This is a genomic window from Dyadobacter soli, from assembly GCF_900101885.1.
GTDB classification, from domain to species: Bacteria; Bacteroidota; Bacteroidia; order Cytophagales; family Spirosomataceae; genus Dyadobacter; species Dyadobacter soli.
Window position 1 is genome coordinate 160,739 of sequence record NZ_FNAN01000009.1, and the last position, 22,070, is coordinate 182,808.

Here is a 22,070-nt window from a genome sequence, read left to right on the forward strand (position 1 = left end):
GCTTCTATTTTGAAATCATTCCCAGATACCGGCCCATCCAGTAGGGCAACAGCCAGAAAACCGGCTCACGTTCCACCTCGGGGTTACCGCCTGCGAGTGTCCAGGGATTTTTATCCCAACGGACGGTCAGCCGTATGCTGGCAGGTTGCAATTCACTCACTTGTTCGTCCTCCATTACCGGCGTGCGTACGATCTGTATATCCTCCCGTTTCCGGTGATCGATCGGCCAGTCTACGAGATCCAGCGGCGTGTCGGTGAGGAAATCCACCGAGTTTTTCAGTTCCGCTTTCTTGCCCAGGCATTCGTTGTAAATGAAGTTGATCAGTGGGTTATGGTCGCCTTTGCGCTTTGTAAACCATTCTTCGAGATGATTTTTGTAGAATTTCAGGCGCTCGGGATCTTGCTCGCAGTGGATCAGGATCGGATAGAGGTAGGCTTGCAGTACCACATCGAAATAGATGAGCCAGGCCAGATTTTGCTTCGTCACCTCTTTCATATTGTCGAGGTAATGCTCCTTTTCGATCAGCCGCAGGTACTCGTTCTGGTACCTGGCATTACCGGTCATAAAATGCGCCAATTTGAGGAATGCGAGCATTTCCATGGAATTCTGGTTGCGGTCGGGCAGCCATTCCGGGTCACGGTTCAGCTGGTCCGGCGACCATACCGACCAGCGGGTGGCTTTACCATCCACATCCGCGAAATTGAGGTTATGGTGCATGAGGTAATCCACGATTCTGCCCACATGCGCTGCGATTACTTTCTTCTCTTCTGCATTGGCCGCCAGTGTGTAATAGTAATAGTAGCCAAACATATGCCCGCACATTTCATCGCTGCTCGTATCGCCTTTCCATAACCACTTCTTATCGTTGGATAAATGCCAGCGCGTTTCCACCGGTTTGAAGCGCGGTTCTTTCACGAGCTCGTCCGCGCGTTCGCGTTCCGTGTACGTACGGTTGCCATCGTGCATGCGCGTCCAGGTTGCGGGTATGATCGTGCGTGCGAAGAAGCCGTCGGTACCCGTCACTTCCTGCAATATTTTGAGGAAACCGAATGCTTTTTTTGCATTCTCCCGCGCAACCGGATCTTTGGTAGCAGCATAGCGGAAGCTTTCCATTGCCAGGTAATTGCCGGTATACTCGCCGTCGTTGTCGTCATCCTCGGGCTCCCAGCTCGTCGTATCGCCCGGAATGCGCAAATGTGCCTGCCCGGCGATCCAGGGCGCGCGGATATGCCTTTTCATTAATACATCGTAAAAGAATGCGCTCTTGGAAGCCAATGTCATTTCCCGCTTTTTGATGGCACTCACACCCTGCGGCGTCGCTATCCAGGCGGTTCCTTCATTGTCGAATGCAATGTCGTTGACCTGATCGTCTATCAACCAACGCCTCGAAAACAGCAGCGAGCGGCTGCCATCTTTTCGAAAGCGAACTACGCCATTTTGTGTGCCAACCCACATCGAGCTGTCGGGAGCAAGGCGCACGGCTGTGACGTAAGTCGAAGGAATGCCGTCAGCCGTCCGCAGTTCCGACTCTTTTTTACCATTATTTTGAATGGTAACCCCACCCAGTCCGCCGATCCAGAGCTTTCCATTATGATTGTACGCTAGACCTTTGGTATAGGCAGCGATCAGCGCGTCGGTTTTGTAAGTATGTTCCAAACGCGAGGGTGTCCAATGGTAAAGCCCCACATCGGAGGCTATCCAAAGGCCGTCTTTGCCGTCAGTGATTACATCGCGAACAGACCTCGCTATTACGGCTTTTTGTAATGTAAATCCATTCGTATCGCCTTTCCAAAAGCCATTCGGGCCGATAGCATACACAATGCCGCCCTTTGCACACATGGCCGAAATGGGGCCGATAGGGTTGTTTGCTTTGGTTACTGCGCCGTTTTTGTATTGGTAAAGACCATTCCAGTTGCCAAGCCATATCGTGCCGGTGGAATCTTGCGCCAATGCGAATGAGGTGCCATTGTTTTCATTGTCCATTACCTGTTCCCAGGTGCGGGAACCCTTCATTTTACGAAAAACACCTTTTGCCGTAGCTGCCCATACGTTGCCGTCTCGGTCGGGGAGGACCGCGCGAACGTCGTTGCCTTCCATCGGATACGCCTCATGATACTCCTGGCCGAACGCCACATCCTGGTAAAAGGATGGTTCGTCTGCGACGGTCTTATCATTACGGCAGCACCAGAGCAACGGCAGGAAACCGCAAATCAGCCAGGTAACCGGTTGTTTTCCGAATGGTCGCATCAGGCCTCCGCGTAGTTTTCGCTTTCCTGAAATAGCAGGCTGATCAGTTTCTTATGCTGCGAAAAATCGGGGATCAGGAGTTGCGCGCCGGCGCGTACGAGGCGCGGACGTTTGGCTGGGTTATGCCCGAAACGCTGCACTTCGTTGCTGGTAATGCCTACCGAAATACCGCCTGCGCGACGGCCTTCGCGGATCTCGTCGGGGCCGTCACCGAAAACGGCTAGTTCTTTTCCTTGCAGGTTATTGTCGCGGATGATCTTTTCAATCACCATTTTTTTCGAAAACTTGGTGTAATCGCGCAATGCGCCGTAAATGCCGCCGTCGAACAAGTCGGCGTAACCGAGCATTTCGGCTTCGTTTCTAACGTCGTCGGCATCGGTCCCGCTGGCGAGGTACATGGTTACGCCGCGTTCTTTGAGCTGTTTCAGGAATTCAACGGCGCCTTTCAATGTATAATCTTCCTGGCCGAGCTCTCCTTTGGCAAGCTTCTCCATACGCTTGTTCACCATTTCCATCAGTCCGTCGTTGTAAATCTCCTTGTACTGGAATTTATCGAGGATCTGATCTTCGGGTACAAAACCGAACTCGCGCACGAGGTTTACGAGCCCTTCCATCTGGTAAATGGTCTGAATACCGGTGGTTTTGTGGATAAATGCCTTGCATTCGGCCTGCACTTTATGAAATGTTCCGGCGTCGATCGTGTCATATTGCTCGCCGAGAATGGACTTCATCATCACTGGTTCCATAATCTCCTCCCAACCCTGCCGGAGCGAGCTAATCGTGCCGTCATGGTCGAAAACGGCGTAGCGGATGTGCCCGAGCTTGTCGAGGATCTCGGGAACGCATATTTCAAACTCGGTTTCAGGATAATAAGTCGCCACACGCCGGGTGCCGGGCCACTCATTTTCGGCGAGGTCGGCATTGTAAATGTAATCCGGGTCTTTGGCTACAACAGCAATTTCCTCGCCGGTTGCCGTGCCGGTTGTAAACAGCTTCTGAACCGTCACCGCTGCCGCAAAGTTGCCGAACAATGCCGCCTCAGCAGGCGATAACCCGGCTGCCAGGCAAAGCGTGATGGCACTGATCGCCGTATCTCCCGCGCCCACGGTGTCCAGCTTGCCTTTCAGCTGAATGCCCGGCACCTCGTGGTAACCCGCCTCGTCGAACGCGATAATGCCGCGCTCACCGCAGGTCACGAATACCGGCTTGCGGTACCGTTCGAATATGGCCGCGCCGTAACCTTTCACGTCGCTTACCGGTACATTTTCGTCCGGGGTAACTTCCAATCCGTTCAAAGAAGCGATCTCGCGGTCGTTGCATTTAAGGTAAGTATTCCGGAAACTGTCGTTGAAATGCCGGGAGTCCAGCATGACTATTTTATCAGGATACTTCTTAAAGAGCGCATTGACGTCGTCGATAAACGAAGCATTGGTAATGCTGCCCGTAACCTGCTGGTTAAAAATCAATGCGTCGCATTCCTGTAATGCCTTTTCAAGTGCGGCTACGAGTTGCCGGTCGGTTTCAATGCTTCTTTCATTATATACCCCAAAATCGATGCGCGGCTCTTCCTGGCCGTCGACGAGCCGTTTGAGATAACTATATGTATTGAAATTCTCTTTCTGAACAATGAATGCGCTGGTGTCCGCGCCGAGCTGTTGAAGCTGCGCCGTCAGTTCCCGTCCCTGCATATCGTCGCCCACGGCCCCGATGACCCTGATGCCGGCCGGTTTGAGGGCGGCGAGGTTGGCCACGACATTCCCCGCGCCTCCCGGCGTATAGTAGTGGCGGGCAACGGCCAGGGCCTGTAAACCGGTTTCGATGGACACTTCGGATGTGCGGTCGTCCATGATCCAGTAGGAGTCGAGACAGAAGTCGCCATACACGGCGACCCGAACGGCGGAGATTTTCTCCAAGATCTGATTGATGCGGCTATGATCCATGCGCAAAGGTTGGTCTGGATTTAGGATAAAATGGTTTTGGGTATCGAGCTGTTTTGGTTAATACGGCCGATGCCGGAAGGAGGGCTATCGGGAGGCTCCGCGATTTGCGGCAAATGTTACAGAATTGTTAAATGCGCCGCCGGGAAGAGAGGTGCAAAACAGCCGGTTATTTCATCGTATTTTCTGCTAAGAAGTAGCTGGTAATGAGCAAATATGCAATTAATGATAAGTTACTATTATGTTATGATTAAATCGTACAATGCTACGCAAAATGAAGATATTTTTACGCAGTTTGCGATTCAAATGTCAGACTGAGGAGTGTAGATTTATCAAACAATTAGAAAGACGCCGCTCCATACAAAGCATCGCCGATCATTTCAAAGGCAGAATTTTCACCTGTCAGGGCGATTTTGGAAATAACTTTATTTCAGTACCTCATCGATTACCAACTACTACAAAACGTGAATTGATGCCGTTAAATAAATAGGATCAATCCAAGAATAAAAGTTTTTTAATTAATAAATCTGAGTACCTAAGTTCCCTTTTCTATAAGCTAAAACTGTACGACTGTGGCCTACCCCGACGAAAATACCCTGATCAGAGTGACGCAAGGCGACGAAGCGGCCTTTGCAGCATTGTATAACTACTACAAAACGCCTGCACTGCGGTTTACGGTTTCGTTGCTCAAAGACGAGGAAGAAGCTGAAAACATGGTTCAGGATGTGTTTATCAAAATCTGGGTTAGACGTGCCCAGATCAAGCCTGACTATAATTTTAATTCATACCTGTTCACATGCCTGCGCAACATGGCGTTCGACCATTTCAAGAAGCTGGAAAAGAGCGAGCAGCTGCGTAAGCATTACATGGATGCAATCCGCGCGGCAGGCGATGAGGAGAAAGAGGAAGCCGAGAGAAGGCTGACTGTCGTTCAGGCGGCCGTAGAGTCGTTGTCGATCAAGCGCCGTCAGATTTTGAAACTGAATATCGAAGAAGGGAAATCCTACCAGGAAATAGCGGAGTTTTTAAGAATATCCAAGAATACGGTCAAAAACCAGTTGGTAAAAGCAAAACAGATCCTGCGAGAAAAAGTGGATCTGGCAACGATATAGCACCCTGGTTAACCCAGCATTATATTCCTAAAACCTTAAAAAGCAGAAGCGTTATGCTTCTGCTTTTTCGTTATAGTTACTTCATATCGCTCAACTTGCCCAGATCGATGGCTTTCAATGCGTCTTTCAGTTGATCAACGCTCAGGTTATCGCCTTCGACATTCACCACATACCGGTCGGCGACCAGCACATTGATTTCGCCGGATTTGCTTTCGTTGTTATACTTCTCAAAAGCTTTGTAACCCTCGATCGTCGTGGTTTTTTCGTAGCCCGTGGTTGTTTCCTTATCGATTTCTGCGATGGACCAGGCTGCCAATGCCATCGTCGAAACGCCGGCGATACCACCCGTATCCACGATTTCGACGTTCAATGAGCCATCGGAGCTTCCTTTATATTTCGCCTGCGCCGTTGAAACGGTAAAGCCCATTGCCCCGGTTTTCTCGCCTGTCGCTTCCGTGCGGCTCATACCAGCCAGGGTTTCAGGCAGAAGGTCTTTCAGTTTCCGGAAATCCACCGGGTCGACGGCCTCGCGGTCGCCCATTTCCTTGGCTTTATCGGCAATGGCCTGAAGGGCGTCGGCCGGGCTATCTGCGGCGGCTTTTTCTTCGGCTTCTTTTTCTTCCTGTTTGCTGCCGCAACCGGTGAGGAGCAGCGCACACGAAAGAAATGCGGCTATGATAGAAGTTTTCATCTTACGATTGTTAGAGTTGTTTCAAACTAATTACAATGTAGTGAAAACGCCGCACTGATGCACGCCTACTGCTTTTCCGGAACAATTAGCTGGCCAGTTCCAGCGGATTCCTGCGCGAGCGGATGATAAAGTACAAGCCGAGCAGTACCGCAGGGATACTCAGGATCTGTCCCATATTCAACGCGTAGTTCGCTTCGAATGCTTCCTGGTTTTCTTTCAGGAATTCATACAGGAAGCGCAACGTGAATACCCATACGAGAAATACCCCGACCATCAGCCCGCGTGGTGTGGCTGCTTTGTATTTGTTCCAGATCGCGATCAGGACGAATGTGAGAATGAAGCAGCTGATAGATTCGTAAAGCTGTGCCGGGTGGCGCGGGATTTGCAGAAATTCAGTGTTTTGCTTGAAAATGAATGCCCAGGGCAGATCGGATGGTCTTCCAACGATCTCGGAGTTCATCAGGTTACCAAATCGGATGAACGAGCCGCCCAATGCGAACGTGATTGTCAGACGGTCGGTTACCCAGAAGAATGTCTGGCCTGTGCCCCGGCGTGAGCGCGCATATAGAACCAGCCCGATCACGGTCCCGATCACCGCGCCATGGCTCGCAAGCCCAGCGTAAGGCGGTAATATCACCTCCAGGGGATTTTTAAACAGCACTTCGGGTTCATAGAAAAGAAAGTGGCCTACGCGGGCGCCGATGACGATCGAAAGCACCATATAGAGTGTAAGCGAGTCGATATCTTCCAGCGTCTTTCCTTCTTTCTTGAAAATATAGATCATAATTTGCTGGCCGATCAGGAAACCGGCAGCGAACAGAAGACCATACCAACGGACAGGGAAGGGACCAAAACCGGCGATCTCCGGAATGGTGAAAATTTCGGGACTTGCGTCCCACATAATGTATGAAAGCATGCGTTTGTGATGTTAATGACCAAATATACTAATATGAGACAAGACGCGAAATGAAATTTTTACTCATAGCCCTCGTGCGGTTTTATCAGGCGGCGCTTTCGCCTTATTTGCCCAATTCGTGCCGTTACACACCCACTTGTTCACAATATATGATCGAGGCCGTGCAGAAACACGGTCCGTTCAAAGGCGGCTGGATGGGGCTGAAACGCATTGCGCGCTGCCATCCGTGGGGCGGCCACGGGCACGACCCGGTGCCGTGAATTATCCAATGGCGACTTTCCGCAGAATGGAGTCGATGATGGTCATCGTACGCACGCCGTCGGCCTCCGCTTCGTAGTTGAGCAGGATGCGGTGGTTCATAATGTCGGGAGCAAGCTCTTTGATATCCTCCGGCAAAACGTAATCCCTTCCTTCGAGGTAAGCCAATGCTTTCGCAGCCCTGTTGAGGTAAATGGTAGCCCGCGGCGACGCGCCGAACTGAATGTAACGCGCCTCATCGCGAAGGCCGTAATCGAGCGGGCGGCGGGTGGCGAATACGAGTTCGATAATGTACCGTTCGAGCGTATCGGAGATATTGACCTTGTTGACCTCGTCGCGGATCGCAAAAATTTCCTCTTTATTTAAAATAGGCCGGATTTTGTACTCATAATTAATATCCGACATCCGGCGCATTACTTCCAGTTCCTTCATCTTATCGAGGTAATCGACATAGACTTTCATCATGAACCGGTCGATCTGTGCCTCGGGTAGCGGATAGGTACCTTCTTGTTCTACCGGGTTTTGGGTGGCAAGTACTACGAATGGGCGGTCGAGGAGAAAAGTTTCGTCGCCGATCGTCACCTGCTTTTCCTGCATCGCTTCGAGTAATGCGGATTGTACCTTGGCCGGAGAGCGGTTCACTTCGTCGGCCAGGATGAGATTGGAGAAAATAGGCCCTCTCTTGACTTCGTAATCGCCGATTTTAGGCTTATAAATCATCGTACCGATCAAATCTGCGGGAAGCAGGTCGGGCGTGAACTGAATGCGCTTGAATTCCAGGTGGAGGACTTTGGCCATGACGTTGATGGTCAAAGTTTTGGCTAGCCCCGGAACGCCTTCGAGCAAAATATGCCCGCCGGTAAAGAGGCCTATCAGCAGTCGGTTCAGGAGCTTGTCCTGCCCCACAACCACCTTGCCCATTTCGTCCAGGACCTCCCTGATTTTTTCTATGTACATGAAAATTGGGTCAAAAAATGAAATGGATCAGGCCCAGATAGCTCTCACGAAGCGGTCCTTACCATTGATATCACGAAGGATTTCCACCTTTTTGTAATTCCTTTCTTCAAAAACCTGCTTGGTTTCCGCACCAAAATGCTCGTTGATCTCCACATAGCATTTGCCGTGCTGTTTCAAATGGTGCACGCCAAAATCGGCAATGGCTTTGTAGAAAAGCAATGGATCATTGTCCTCGACAAATAATGCCTCATGCGGTTCGAAACGGAGTACATTCGGGCGCATGCTTTCGGCCTCGGAGTAGGTCACATAAGGCGGGTTGCTCACCAGGCAGTCGAATTGCACGATATTGCCGGGCAACGGGAAGGTCACATTGAGCATATCCTGCTTCGCGAAAGTGACGTCGGCGATGAGCTGGCGGGCGTTTTCTTTTGCTACTGCCAATGCCTCGTCGGACACGTCCCACGCGTGCACGCTCACATGCGGGAGGAAACGCGCGAGCACGATGGCAATGCAGCCGCTGCCGGTACCGATATCCAGAATGGAGATGTTTTTATCGGGCTCGGCGTAGTCGCGCGTCACCATTTGAACGAGCTCTTCGGTTTCGGGACGCGGGATGAGTACCGCCGAAGAAACGCGGAATTCGAGGCCGCAAAACTCGGTGGAGCCGATGATATGCTGAACGGGCTCGTTGTTGTTGAGGCGTTTGATGATGTTATCCCAGTCGGGCTGTGCCGTATTTTCGGGTATGGGGCGGTCCACCAGCACGTCGATATTGCGAAGGCGCATATAATGCTCCAACAGCATGAACGAGATAGCTTGCGCCTCTTTTTCGGGATAAACGGTAATGTTTTTAACGATATATAAATAAAGCTGCCGTGCGGAAGTCATTTTCACTGATTTTGATCCAATGTCGGAAAGTTAGCAAATTATAGGAACTCCCGAAAGTTGAGTTTAAAAGGGCATTTGTATTTTTGCCACATGGAGACGCACAATCAATGGATGGAACGGGCCTTGCAGCTCGCCGAATATGGCCGCGGTGCTGTGAGCCCGAACCCTATGGTAGGCTGTGTGATCGTCCATGAAGGCCGCATTATCGGCGAAGGCTGGCATCGTGCCTACGGAGGCCCGCACGCTGAAGTGCGGGCGATTGAGGATACGGATGCGAGAGGTAATTCGCATTTACTGCCACAAGCGACGGCCTACGTCACACTTGAACCTTGCTCGCATACAGGCAAAACGCCACCCTGCGTGGACCTGCTGGTGAGCCGCCGGTTGCAAAAAGTGGTCATCTGCAATAACGATCCGAACCCGCTGGTGTCCGGCAATGGCGTCCGCCGCCTGCGCGACGCGGGCATTGAGGTCGAATGCAATGTGTTGGAAGCTCGTGGGCTGGAACTGAACAGGCGGTTTTTTACGGCCATGACCCTCAAAAAGCCTTATGTGATCCTCAAATGGGCCGAAACGGCCGACGGTTACCTCGGCTACGAGGCGGGTACGCCGGTTCAGATCAGCGGCGCATTGTCGGGCATGCGTGTACACCAGTGGCGCACGGAGGAGGATGCCATTTTGGTAGGTTTTAAAACTGCATTAATGGACAACCCGCGACTGAATGTACGCCATTGGACCGGACGGAACCCGGTACGGATCGTTACCGACAGGCACCTGCAACTGCCTCCTAATCTGCATTTGCTGGACAATTCACAAAGTACGATCATCGTCAACTACGATCGCGAAACCGCAATTCCAGCTGACCCGGAACGCTATGCAGCACCCTCGACTGCATACCTCAAAATTGACAAGGAACATAATGAAATAGCCCAGCTCCTGGAAGGCCTGCACCGGCGTAAAATATATTCGGTACTGGTCGAAGGAGGAGCGGCGGTGATCAATGCATTTCTGGAAAGCGGCTTGTGGGACGAGATCCGGCGCTGCCAGGGCAAGCTGACGATCGGCAACGGCGTAGCTGCGCCTGCGCCGCGGGGCCTCTTCAAAGGTTCAGAGCAGATCGGTGACGATTTGTGGACTTTCTACAAGCGGGTTTAGACGCTCCAGAGGTTTTCCTCGGTGTTCCATATTTCCCAGGCTTTTTCCGCTTGCAATTCAAGCATTTTCAGCCCGTTCATCACAGTAGCACCTTGCTCGCTGCCCTTTTTCATGAACAACGTCTCTGCCGGGTTGTACACGAGGTCGTACAGGTAATGAGTTTTTGTAATCCACTCGTACGGGATCATCGGGCATTCTTCGGTGTTGGGGAAAGTGCCCAGCGGGGTTGTGTTGATGATCAACCGGTGATTCTGAATTATCTCCTGGGTAAGGCCCTCGTAAGCTACGCAGTCGTCGCTTTTCTGGCGTGAAACGAGCGTATATTCCATTTCAAGATCCTTTAACGCCACCTGCACGGCCTTGGCGGCACCGCCGTTACCCAATACCAGCGCCTTGATATACTTGCAGGATTCGCCCCGTTTGTCAAACCACTCCACGAGCGATTGCTGGAAACCGTAGTAGTCTGTATTGAAGCCTTTGGTACTGCCGTCGGCGTAAATTTTAATGGTATTCACCGCCCCGATGCGCTCGGCCGAGGCGTCGTCGAGGTCGTCGAGGTAGGCAATTACATCTTTTTTATAGGGGATCGTCACATTCAACCCGCGGAGGCCGTGTTTCTGTTTCAGCAATTCTGGCAATGCTTCCAAAGATTTCATTTCAAAAAGCTCATAACTGCTCTCTTTGATCTTCTCTCTGATGAATTTGTCGGTGAAATAGCGCTTTGAAAAAGAGTGTGTAAGCGGGTATCCGATCAGGCCGTATAAGTTCATAGGGATGCGTGCAAGGACGGTAAAAAATGAGGCTGCTAAGTTATACCAGCCACCAGCTAATTACAAATGCATGCAGAATTAGGGTCGTATTAAATTGGCGTATACAGGCCATGGTTGCCATAGCCTTCAGGCCTCAGTCAGCTGTATATCAATTAGTTCTTTGTGGAGGTTAATTTATATTAAACAATGCCCGAATTAATTTGCATAATTACGTTAAATGAGGTAGAATTACCTATCCTTTATCTGTACTAAAATTTATGAAATTGAAAAATCTTTGCTACACACTATTGCTGACATGCCTGTTGATTGGCAATGTTAGCGGCCAGAAACGGGGGGATTATCAGATCCTTCTCCAAAGTGGCTCATTTGTCCCCGAGCGGAATATTTCCTCGGCTACCAGCCGCGCCAACGCTGCATTCAGGCTTTCTACTGCCGGGCAGAAATCATTTGTCATCATACAATTCGACGGCATCCCCACCGAAGAAGAGCGGCGCGAACTTCGCGGCCAGGGTATCGAACTACTGGAATATATTCCTAATTACGCCTACACCGCGACGATAGCGGCCGGCAGCAATCCCGGTGCATTGGCCCGGACGAAAGGGCGGGCGATTGTGGAGTTGAGTGCGGAGCAAAAAATGCAGCCGGGACTGGCCAACGGTAACATACCTTCTCACGCATTTGCCAGCCCCACCACCGTGGATATCTGGATCAGTTATCCCAAATCGTTCAGTGACGAGGAGGTTCAGGCGGCCTTGCAAGGCCTGCAATACGAACTTGTTTCGGATAAATTCAAAAAATACCAGATACTCACCGTGCGTGTGCCGGTAAAGGAGCTGAAACGCCTCGCGGGACAGCCATTCGTGCAATATGTACAGGCGGCGCCGCAGCCCGATCGGCAGCTAAATAATAAAAGTACCGTGAACGGCCGGGCGAATGTCCTGAAATCGTCCCTTCCCGGGAACCGCAACCTGTCGGGAGCCGGTGTGGTAATTGGCATCGGGGACGAGTCCAATCCATTGCGCCATATCGATTTTAACGGGCGGGTCATCAACAGGGCGCCCATCGAGGGTGGTTCGCATGGCTTGCACGTAATGGGCACGATGGCGGGTGCGGGCATTATGGATGAGCGTTACGCGGGTTACGCGCCCAAAGCGACAGTAGTTGCGCAAAGCTATTCTTCGATCCTGGCTTACTCACCCCAGTATGTGCAGGATTTCGGCATGGTGATTACCAATAATTCTTATGGATCGGACGTGATCACCTGCGAGACCAACGGGACGTACGACCTGTACTCCTACATTCTGGATCAGCAGGCGTTTGAAATGCCCTACCTGCAACACGTTTTTGCCGCAGGAAATAGCGGTTCTACCACCTGCGCGCCATTTGCGCCAGGTTTTGCAACTGTTTTGGGCGGATACCAGACGGCCAAGAATGTTATTACCGTTGGTGGTACCGGCGAAACGGGGGGAGTGATGTCGAATTCCAGCCGCGGGCCTGTGAAAGATGGCAGGCTGAAACCGGAAATTACTGCCATGGGAAATGGGGTCGTGTCCACGATCCCTGTAAACCTGTATGGAGCGGGAGCCGGAACGAGCATGGCTGCTCCGGCAGTGTCGGGCGGACTGGCGTTGCTGTACGAGCGCTATCGCCAGCTGAACGGTAACCAAAACCCCAGGAATGGTTTGATGAAAGCATTGCTGATCAACGGAACGGTCGATAAAGGCAACGAAGGCCCCGATTATAGCTATGGTTATGGCTGGCTGAACCTGCTCCGCTCGGTCAAAATGCTCGAATCGCAGAGTTATACGACGGCGCAGGTGGCGCATCAGGACTCGAATAGTTTCTCGATCAATGTTCCGGCCAACACGGCACAGGTGAAAGTAATGCTCTACTGGAACGATCCCGCCGGAAGCACGCTGGCATCCCAGAACCTGGTGCATAACCTCGACCTTACGGTCACTAATCCCGCTTCGAATGTGGTATTGCCGCGAATCCTCGACCCGTCGGTGGCGAATGTGAACAATGTTGCCACCACTGGGGTAGACAACCGCAACAATATGGAGCAGGTGGTGATCGATAATCCTGCCGCGGGGAACTACAAGATTTCAGTGAAAGGTACTACCATCGGGCAGTCGCCTTCGCAGGAGTATTTTGTGGTTTACGATATTATCCCCAATTCCATCACCATTACCCACCCGATCGGAGGGGAACGCCTGAAAGACGGCGACGGATTATATATTTCCTGGGATGCTTTCGGCAATAGCGCCAGTACCTTTACGGTACAATACAGTGGTAACGGGATTTCGTGGTCGAACATTTCAACATCCGTTCCCGCAACTACCCGACAGATAGCGTGGGCGATCCCCGGCTTACGGTCCGACAAGGCGCGTGTGCGCGTGATCCAGAACAGTACCGGGGTGCAAAGCGTTTCAGAACCTTTTACGTCAGTTGGCATTCCCACGCTCACATTGTCGGCGCTGCAATGCGAAGGCTATATTTCCCTCGACTGGACGGCCGTGACGAGTGCGGCAGACTACGAGGTAATGATGTTGAAAGGAAATGAAATGGTGCCCGTAGCGACAACTGCCGGCACTACCTATACATTGGGCGGGTTGTCGAAAGATTCGACCTACTATGTGTCCGTGCGGGCAAGAATTGTCGGGAAGCCCGGCCGCAGGGCGCTGGCCATTTCGCGTAAGCCGGATACGGGAACTTGTGCGGGCAATATTTCGAACAATGATCTTAAAATTGAGTCCGTCCTGACGCCGGCATCGTCGGGCAGGAAAAATACTTCAACAGAACTGAGCGGGGCTGTTTTTGCCAAAATCAGGATCAAAAACCTCGACGATGTGGATTTCAATGGCTCTCTGGACGTCGGCTACGAGCTCAACGGCGTAGCGGTGCCCATTGAGACGATTACTCCTTTTATCGAAAAAGGAAAAACTTACGATCATACATTCGAGGTGCCTGCCAATTTTTCCAACCCCGGGGATTACACTTTCAAGGCTTATATACACAGCAATGCGGATGTTGTTACCGCTAACGATACCCTGGTGAAGCTTTTCAGGCAACTGTCCAACGACCAGTTGGCATTGCCCTTCAATGACAACATGGAAAACCTGCCGGTACAGAATGTGACCGCCGAGCAGATCGGGTTGACGGGAGACGGCCGGTACGATTTCAGCGCCAACACCGACGCCGGAAGGATCAGGACGTTTATTAATTCAGGCTTTGCGGCATCCGGTCAGAAAGCGTTGACGCTCGATGCGAACCGGGCCTATTCAGCAGGTAACACGAGCTATCTGACGGGGACATTCAACCTTGCCGGCTACAATATCAATACCGATGACCTGCGATTGATATTTTCCTACAAGAACCACGGGCAAAAGGCGAACGATAACAATAAAGTGTGGATAAGAGGCAAGGATACCGATACCTGGATCGAGATTTACGACCTTTTTGCAAACCAGAAACTCACGACGGAAGGTTATAAAACGACTGCTCCGCTGGAAGTAAGCGCGCTGCTTTCGGCGAATGCGAAAAACTTTTCGTCGAGCTTCCAGGTCCGCTGGGGGCAATGGGGCAAAATGATCACTTCCGATTACAGTAACGGCGCGGGGTATTCTTTCGATGATATCCGTATTGTTTCGGTTACCGACGACATTCAAATGCTGGCTTTGCTGGCTCCGCCTACGGAAAGCTGCGGATTGGGCAATGCTGAAACGATCTCGGTCCGTATCCGCAATAGCTCCGCGCGGGATATCACCGACCTGCCGGTAGCATTGTCGCTGCCGAACGGGACCATCCTGCGTGACACCATTCCTTCACTCACCAAGCGCACAACCATGGATTTTACTTTCGGTCCCAAGGCTGATCTCTCGGCCATCGGTGCCTTGAACCTCAAAGCATGGTCGGAGCTGGGAACGGACAGCTTCCGGGACAATGACTCGCTGGCGGTGAAAGTTTTTAACGCACCGGTATTGAGCACATTCCCCTATCTCGAAAACTTTGAAAATGGAGATGGCTTCTGGAGTACCAAGGGAACGAATAGCTCGTGGAAATGGGGAACGCCAACTTCTTTAGCGCTGAACAAAGCGGCCAGCGGAACGAAAGTGTGGAAAACCAACCTTGCCGGGTCCTATAATGATAAGGAAGAATCGTACTTGTACTCGCCTTGCTTCAACGTGAACAGCCTTAGCGCACCTACGCTGAGTTTCAGCGTGGCACTGGATCTCGAAGTTTGCGAGCCCACGCCTTGCGACTATGTATACGTCGAATACTCCGGTAACGGTGGCGCATGGACACGCCTGGGCTCGGTAGGGCAGGGTACCAACTGGTATAACAAGACCTATTCGGGCAATGGGGCGTGGGCCATGCAGGATTACCTGCGCTGGCATGTGGCGAGCATTCCTTTGCCTACCGGCTTCGCGAACCTCAAATTGCGCTTTGTATTCGTTTCCGACGGTTTTACCCACCGGGAGGGAATTGCCCTGGATGATATTCACATTTTTGACAAAACTTCACAAATACTGGACAATGGCGGCGGCGTGGCTACCAAGCAGGTTTCAGGTTCAGATTGGGTAAATTTTACAACCAACGGGAAGCTTATGGTGGCTATTAATGCCAACGGCCAGAATATGGGTAACACCGAGGTGCAAACTTACCTGAACACCGTAGGCGTCAGAAACGGTAACGGACAGTATTATCTCGACCGGAATTTCACGATAAAACCTGCAAACAACGACCTGGCGAACCAGGCCACGGTCCGGTTTTACTTCCTGGAAACAGAGAGCGAAGCATTGATAAACGCGGCGGGCTGTGGTACTTGCGGAAAGCCGGTGAATCCATTCGAACTGGGAATTTCAAAATACCGGAACGCCGGCAATACCGCGAAGGAGGACGGCAATTTGGCCAACAGTACCGAAGGCGGCTGGTCGTTCCACCCGGCCGGTGAGGTGACGATCGTTCCTTACGACAAAGGGTATTATGCCGAAATGAACCTGAAAACATTCTCGGAATTCTGGCTTTCGAAAGGATTTGTCGGAAATCCGGGCGCATTGCCGGTGGACCTGGTGAGTTTCAATGCGCGCAAAAAGGAGGACGACGGGCAGTCGAAGGATGTGATCCTGGATTGGGAAACCGCTTCCGAGGAGAATTTCGACCATTTCGATATTGAAGTAGCAACAGGCGACGAGGCCTATCGCCGGGGCAAATTCGTAAGGCTGGCGCAGGTTTTTGGAGAAGGTAATCTGAAAGCGGGAGGAAAATACGAGTATGTGGATCAGCTGCCGGGTAAATGGGGCAATCTCTATTACCGGTTGAAAATGGTGGATATCGACAGTACCTATCAATACTCCCGTGTGCGGACGGTCGCATTCGAGGCGCAAACGGCATGGTCGGTTTACCCTAACCCCTCGAAAGGTGTATTCTACCTGGGCGACGACGTTCCCGCAAGCCGTTCGGTGTCGGTGAATGTATATGATCTACACGGAAGAATATTGAAGCAACTCAACGGAGACGCATTGAACCCGGCGCAGAAGCGCAAGGTGGATCTCTCGGGCCGCGAATTTTTGGAAGGAATATATGTTCTGGAAGTAGTGAATGGAGAAACAAAACAGGCATTCCAGGTGTTGAAAAACTGATGTAACCGTTGCTATCGCGCAAAAAATCCATCCCATGCAGCATATAGCCGGGGAAAAGCGAATAGCTTTACAACAGACCGCTTTTTTGAACAATGAATGTCATGAATAAAGTATTACTGATCCTTTGCCTTCTTACACTCTCTCATGCGCATGCTCAAACCGGCAGGCCGGCCAATGCATTGATCCTCGATACGGACATCGGCCCGGATTACGACGACGTAGGCGCCATGGCGGTTATGCACGCATTAGCCGACAGAGGGGAAGTGAAGCCGCTGGCAGTGATTTCTTCCAATAAAAATGAACTGGTAGTACCTACGATTGAAATCCTGAATACCTATTTCGGCCGGCCCGAGTTACCCACCGGCGCGCCGAAAGGCAATGGTGCCAACTTCGGTGCCACGCAAAAATGGCCTGAGATGCTGGTTGAGAAATACCCGCACAAAATTGCCAAAACGTCGGATGCGCCGAATGCCGTAGAAACCTATCGCAAAATACTCGCCAAGCAGCCCGACCAGAGCGTTACAATCGTTACAGTAGGTTTTTTAACAAACCTGGCAGATTTGCTGGATTCCGGACCGGATGCCAACTCTCAACTTTCGGGTAGTAACCTGGTTCGTAAAAAGGTGAAGCAGCTCGTGTCGATGGCGGGCCATTTCCCCAAAGGCCGTGAGTACAATGTACTGGTGGACTCAGTCGCCTCCGCGAAAGTTTTTAAAGAATGGCCTACCGAAATTCTTTTCAGCGGACTGGAAATTGGGAAAGAAATAAAAACCGGTAAACGCGTAATCGCGAACGAAAACCTGAAAAGTCCTGTAAAAGAAGTTTTTGCGATGGCTATGCCGCTCTCCAAAGGCGATGCGGACGGACGGATGAGCTGGGATCAGACAGCCGTACTCGTGGCTATCCGTGGAATTCAGCCTTATTTTGGTGTAAAACGCGGTAAAATCGTCATCGACGGAGGCAATAACAGCTGGCAGGACGACCCCATGGGCCCGCATGCATACCTCACACCCGCAATGCCCTTCGAACAACTTACGGCGCTGATCGAAGGACTGATGATGTGGCAGGGAAAATAAAGGGGCTATACCACCATTGTAGTATCGCTATTGGCGGCTGGAACATCACCGGCCGCTTTTTTTATAATATCAAAATCCGCATTCAGTTTCTGCACAAAAAGCGCCACGTCGAAACTGTGCACGACGATGTTCGCGCCTTCTTTCATCCATTGTATCTGCCGCTCCGGTTCCAGTGAAAAGTGAATACCGATGGCCAATCCTTTCGCTCTTGTGGTGCGGATAATATAGGAAACGGCCTTTTCGAACTCGGGATGGTCGTATTGCTCAGGGAGGCCGAGGCTTACCGACAGGTCGTGCGGGCCGATGAAAACGGCGTCCAGCCCAGGTACCGACAGCAATGCTTCCAGGTTGTTCATCGCAGGTACGCTTTCAATGTTGGCAATGCAGATATTCCCTGCATTGTACCTGGCTACATAATCCTGCATGTGTCCGGGCATCTCCACGGCCCCGCTGAGGTAATTCTGCAATACCTCGCCTTTCAGCGGGCGGTATTTCGTAGCACCTACCAGCTCCCTGATTTGCGCCGTGGATTCGAGGTAGGGTGCCACAATGCCTTTTGCACCCGCATCGATGGCCTGGCAGGCGAGGTAGGGATCGGGGCAGGGAATGCGGACGATCGGCGTAATGCCCAGATGCCGGAATTGCTGGCACAATGTCGCCATTTCCGTTCTGCCCAGCGGTATGTGCTCGGTATCGATGAACACGAAATCGACGCCGGTTTTCTTTACGGCCGCGGGCCACATCGGGCCGGTGGAGGTAATGCAGGTGCCGTATACATTGCCCCCGTTTTTCAGTTTTTCAAGTAATGCGGATTCCATTGTGGAGTCTCTGTTATTGTTTCATTAGCCATATTTCCGTCACCTGCGAGCCGCGTTCGCCCTCGCCGCATGTCCATTCAAATTCTACTTTGCCATCGGCGGTAGCTGCTTTGGGTACATTGAATTCAAATGTGGGTTGTTCGCCGGTCTGGATAAAATCGTGGATGGTAAGGCCGTCGTCGGTTGTCATGCGCATACGTGAGCGGAAGCGCCCGGTGTACGAAATGCGAATGCGGTAGGTCGCGTCCGGGTCGAGGTTATCGTACCGGATGCGCAACGGCTGGTCGTAAAGCGTTTTGGCCTGCTTCATCCAGGCGCGCGGCGTCACTTGTCCTTTGAAGCCCGTTGCCTGAATTTCGTCCACCCATTCTTCGCCTACCAAACCGACCCCGAAACCAATGCGGGGCGATTGCAAGCTACCGGGATCTTCTTCCCATGAAAGGTTTGGAACAACACGGTACCAGCTTTCCGGATCGCCGAAATGGTCGTAAAAACCGCCCGGGCCCGGGTCGGTACGATGCAGGAGCTGGTCGATTTCCCGCAGCATTTCCGCCTCGCTGCTCAGCTTCCCGATCCTTTTGAATTGATCCAGTAAATAAGGCGCATCGTTCAGCGGCATATTGATCAAGTCCATAAAATTGCCCCTGCCCGACATTGCACCATGCTTTTGAATAGTCAGCTGCGCACCGATGCTTTTGAACAATGAATCGGCAAGGTCTGCGCACTTTTGTTGATAATCGTTAAGAATGGGCTCTTTCCAGGCCTTTTCCAATACTGCTTCCGCATTGCGCATAGCCTTCACCACGCCCGAGGTAGCGGCAGAAGCCAGTGCCCGGCGTGCCTGCTGTTCGAGTTCGGTTTCGTAAATGACTCGCTGGCGGGTGTAGGCGTCGAAATAGGCCCGGATGAGGCCCATCTGGAAGCGTGGATTTTGCAGTAATGTCAGTGGCGCGTGCTTTTCCATCATCTGCCATTGCCGTAGGGTAATTTCAATGCCCTCGTTTGTGATCACCTCGCCGCGCCAGTTTTTTTCTAAATCCACGATGGCCTGGGCGGCGGCTTCCTGGTACCCAGGGCCAAAGAATAGCCTGGAATAATCACGCAAGGTTTCCATTACGGGCATTTCGGGGTCCCAATCCTGGTCGCTCCATACAAACTTGTTGACGTCGTCGTTGGTACCTTCCGAATAGCTCACACTACCGATGCCATACTGGTCCAATGCATTGTGAATGGCCTTTTCATCGAACGGACGCGGGTTAATGCTCTCGCGCCCGAGCGTCATCGCCCACGCGAGGTCCCAATGCGGGACGGGGTATTGCGCGGAGTAGTTATGGGTAATGTCGGGATAATGCCGGATCGGGATCGAAGGTTTGAGCATTTCCCGGATCTTTTGCACCGGAATTTTTACCCAAGGCCCGAACACCACCCCGCCGAACCACGGATATTCCTTATTGGCATGGCTGAAAAACGCATCGAACCACTTTTGGGTCGGCCTGAACACCTGAGGCGACACCCAGATCTTGGCTTTGGGATGATATTTCTGTAAAACGACTGCCTCTTTTTCCAGCCACGCAAATAGCACATCCGGCTCCAACTCGCCGGGATCACCCGCCGGTACAAACACGCCATCGAGCTTGGGCAGGCTCGCAAACACCTGATCGCGTTCGGCCAGCTCTTTTGCAATGGAATCCGGGTGGACGTAGTTTTTGCCCATATTCGGGTACCAGATCGACACGTCGAGGCCATACGATTTGCAAATGCGCGATTGCTCGACGATCATTTGGGCGGCAGGTATTTTCATATGCCGGCTGGTAGCATCGTCGTCGGTGCGCGGAGGAAGTATTTCAATGGTATTCGCACCGAACAATGCCAATTCACGAATGTACTGGTCGAAACCGGCGACAGTGAAAGCATCGTAGGCATTTGTTTTGGGACGGTAACCGAGCTGGTGGCCACGCATCGGGTATTTCGGGCTGGTACTGATCGCCAGCCGGTCGCTAACCTGCAACTTCCCTTGGCTCATTTCTGCCTTCCGCAGGAATTTTCCTACGCCGTACAAAATTCCACGAGCGTCCTTTCCTATAATCACAATGGTATTTGAAAGCCCTGTAACAAGTTTGAAACCTTCGCTTTTGGTTTCAGGCAATGCCGAGGCGGCGCTTCTGTACGGCTCCGGCAGCTTACCCAGGTCGGTTTCGAGCGCGATCAGGATCGCATTACCGGCCTTTGGAAGCTTTTTCGCAACAGGTAATTTAATGCCGGTTCGCTTTGTAACTTCATTTTGTAATACCTCAATGCTCCTGAGTAATGCAGCCTTGTCGGTCGGACTGTAAATCTGACCTTTGGATAAATCGATGAATTGTGAAAACGCGAGGCCGCTTCGCAGGGTCAAGCATAGCAGGATAAAAAGCCGTAGAGGAAAGCGCATGGGTCAGAGCTTGATGAAAATCCGTTTTTTGTAAAGCAGGTAAGCCGGGATGAAATTGATACACACAAAAAAGAGCGCGAAAAGCATGCTGGCCAGGCGCGGGTCCATGCCGGTTTGCGATAGAGCGCTCACCGCGTGATGGTTCAACGTGTCGCTTCCAACGGGCATAATGTAAAAGAGCAATGCAAGAATATCCCCCAGGACGTAGGCGGTAATGGCATTTGCCCCGAAAATGACACCGGGCGCAATGCCTGCCGTATTGCCGCGAATGTCGATCAGGAAATACAATGCACCGAGCAGCATAGACGCGAAGCCGGACGTGACGAGTACGAATGAGCTCGTCCAGAGATTTTCGTTGACCGGGAAAATCAGGTTCCAGAAATAGCCCAATGCGGCTGTCGCAAAGCCGACGGTGAGCAAGAAATTACTCTTTTCGTTGGCCGAAAGGGGCAGGAGCATCAGCCTGCCTGCGAGCATGCCGGTAATGGTCGTCGCAATAGACGGAAATGTGCTCAGAATCCCTTCCGGATCCCAGTTGCCCTGCCACATCTTGCCGGGCAAATACTGCTGATCGACCCACGCGGCAATATTTACGCCCGGTTCCAGCATGACCTTACCAATGCCCGGCGTCGGAATGGTGGTCAGCGCAAGCCAGTAGAGAACGAGAATGCCGACGGCGATGCCGAGCTGCTGTTTCCAGTTGGTATTCAAAAAAAGGATCGCGCACACGAGAAAGACGATGGCGATACGGTGCAGCGTGCCGGTATAGCGCAGGTCGGCGAAGTTGAAGTCGGGCAGCATGTTGAGGAACATGCCCACGGCAAATATTTTCAGCGAGCGGACGAAGATTTTGCGGTATAATGCCCCTTTCGGCGCATCCAGCTTTTTGGAATAAGCCAATGTAATCGAAACGCCGACGATAAAAAGGAACGTGGGCGCGATGAGGTCTGTAAAAGTCAGCCCGTTCCATTTGGTATGCCGGAGGGTCGGGAACACGAAATCCTCATGCCCCGGAAAATTGACCATAATCATCGCCGCAATGGTGAAGCCACGCATGGCATCCAGCGAAAGTAATCGAGACACTGAGCCCGAAGGGTTTTCCATGATAGCCGTTTATAGGGTTATGTACGGAAACCTCCTGTGGAAGGGCTATTGGGAAAAGGAAGAAAATGTG

15 protein-coding genes are annotated in these 22,070 nt (G+C 51.9%); 5 read left to right on the plus strand and 10 right to left on the minus strand.

Annotation, left to right across the window (positions count from 1 at the left end; translation table 11 throughout):
* Positions 1-4: 4 nt before the first annotated feature.
* The gene (locus tag BLQ88_RS15970) at positions 5-2,248 is read right to left on the minus strand and encodes a ligand-binding sensor domain-containing protein (RefSeq protein ID WP_090151933.1); all 2,244 of its coding nucleotides are present in this window, start codon (positions 2,246-2,248) and stop codon (positions 5-7) included.
* Positions 2,248-4,188: a PfkB family carbohydrate kinase gene (locus BLQ88_RS15975; protein WP_090151936.1), complete on the minus strand. Its 1,941-nt coding sequence runs from the start codon at positions 4,186-4,188 to the stop codon at positions 2,248-2,250. The genes BLQ88_RS15970 and BLQ88_RS15975 overlap by 1 nt, the downstream gene beginning before the upstream one ends.
* A 569-nt stretch (positions 4,189-4,757) precedes the next feature.
* On the opposite strand from BLQ88_RS15975, the gene BLQ88_RS15980 reads away from it, so the two are divergent.
* Complete coding sequence (locus tag BLQ88_RS15980) at positions 4,758-5,297, plus strand: RNA polymerase sigma factor (protein ID WP_090151939.1); 540 nt, start codon at positions 4,758-4,760, stop codon at positions 5,295-5,297.
* A gap of 76 nt (positions 5,298-5,373) precedes the next feature.
* Here the strand turns inward: BLQ88_RS15980 and BLQ88_RS15985 are convergent, their stop codons facing one another.
* Positions 5,374-5,988 (minus strand): hypothetical protein, encoded by a 615-nt coding sequence (locus BLQ88_RS15985; RefSeq protein WP_090151941.1) that lies wholly within the window; start codon positions 5,986-5,988, stop codon positions 5,374-5,376.
* Positions 5,989-6,073: 85 nt separating this feature from the next.
* Positions 6,074-6,904: a prolipoprotein diacylglyceryl transferase gene (gene lgt / locus BLQ88_RS15990; RefSeq protein ID WP_090151944.1), complete on the minus strand. Its 831-nt coding sequence runs from the start codon at positions 6,902-6,904 to the stop codon at positions 6,074-6,076.
* A 50-nt stretch (positions 6,905-6,954) separates the two neighbouring features.
* Between lgt and yidD the strand changes: the two genes are divergently transcribed.
* Positions 6,955-7,164 carry a membrane protein insertion efficiency factor YidD gene (gene yidD, locus BLQ88_RS15995; RefSeq protein ID WP_090151947.1) on the plus strand — a complete coding sequence of 70 codons (210 nt, stop codon included), beginning with the start codon at positions 6,955-6,957 and terminating at the stop codon, positions 7,162-7,164.
* Between the two features lies 1 nt (position 7,165).
* Here the strand turns inward: yidD and BLQ88_RS16000 are convergent, their stop codons facing one another.
* Positions 7,166-8,119, minus strand: coding sequence for an AAA family ATPase (locus BLQ88_RS16000; RefSeq protein ID WP_090151950.1), 954 nt, complete (start codon positions 8,117-8,119; stop codon positions 7,166-7,168).
* Between the two features lie 27 nt (positions 8,120-8,146).
* Positions 8,147-9,007 carry a peptide chain release factor N(5)-glutamine methyltransferase gene (prmC, locus tag BLQ88_RS16005; RefSeq protein ID WP_090151953.1) on the minus strand — a complete coding sequence of 287 codons (861 nt, stop codon included), beginning with the start codon at positions 9,005-9,007 and terminating at the stop codon, positions 8,147-8,149.
* 90 nt (positions 9,008-9,097) lie between these two features.
* On the opposite strand from prmC, the gene ribD reads away from it, so the two are divergent.
* The gene (gene ribD, locus BLQ88_RS16010) at positions 9,098-10,162 is read left to right on the plus strand and encodes a bifunctional diaminohydroxyphosphoribosylaminopyrimidine deaminase/5-amino-6-(5-phosphoribosylamino)uracil reductase RibD (RefSeq protein WP_090151956.1); all 1,065 of its coding nucleotides are present in this window, start codon (positions 9,098-9,100) and stop codon (positions 10,160-10,162) included.
* Here ribD and BLQ88_RS16015 read toward each other — a convergent pair.
* Positions 10,159-10,932 carry a shikimate dehydrogenase family protein gene (locus BLQ88_RS16015; RefSeq protein WP_090151958.1) on the minus strand — a complete coding sequence of 258 codons (774 nt, stop codon included), beginning with the start codon at positions 10,930-10,932 and terminating at the stop codon, positions 10,159-10,161. The two genes, ribD and BLQ88_RS16015, sit on opposite strands and share 4 nt — an antisense overlap.
* Positions 10,933-11,189: 257 nt before the next feature.
* On the opposite strand from BLQ88_RS16015, the gene BLQ88_RS16020 reads away from it, so the two are divergent.
* Positions 11,190-16,574 carry a S8 family serine peptidase gene (locus BLQ88_RS16020; protein WP_090151961.1) on the plus strand — a complete coding sequence of 1,795 codons (5,385 nt, stop codon included), beginning with the start codon at positions 11,190-11,192 and terminating at the stop codon, positions 16,572-16,574.
* 101 nt (positions 16,575-16,675) lie between these two features.
* Positions 16,676-17,650 (plus strand): nucleoside hydrolase, encoded by a 975-nt coding sequence (locus BLQ88_RS16025; RefSeq protein WP_090152395.1) that lies wholly within the window; start codon positions 16,676-16,678, stop codon positions 17,648-17,650.
* 5 nt (positions 17,651-17,655) lie between these two features.
* Here BLQ88_RS16025 and BLQ88_RS16030 read toward each other — a convergent pair whose 3' ends face one another.
* From BLQ88_RS16030 to BLQ88_RS16040, 3 genes are read right to left on the minus strand one after another with little or no spacing between them, the layout of a single operon-like run.
* Entirely contained in the window at positions 17,656-18,468 is an 813-nt protein-coding gene (locus tag BLQ88_RS16030; protein ID WP_090151964.1) for an HpcH/HpaI aldolase family protein, read from the minus strand.
* 13 nt (positions 18,469-18,481) lie between these two features.
* Complete coding sequence (locus BLQ88_RS16035; protein WP_090151967.1) at positions 18,482-20,896, minus strand: hypothetical protein; 2,415 nt, start codon at positions 20,894-20,896, stop codon at positions 18,482-18,484.
* Between the two features lie 3 nt (positions 20,897-20,899).
* Entirely contained in the window at positions 20,900-22,000 is a 1,101-nt protein-coding gene (locus BLQ88_RS16040) for an acyltransferase family protein (protein WP_090151969.1), read from the minus strand.
* Between the last annotated feature and the right edge of the window lie 70 nt (positions 22,001-22,070).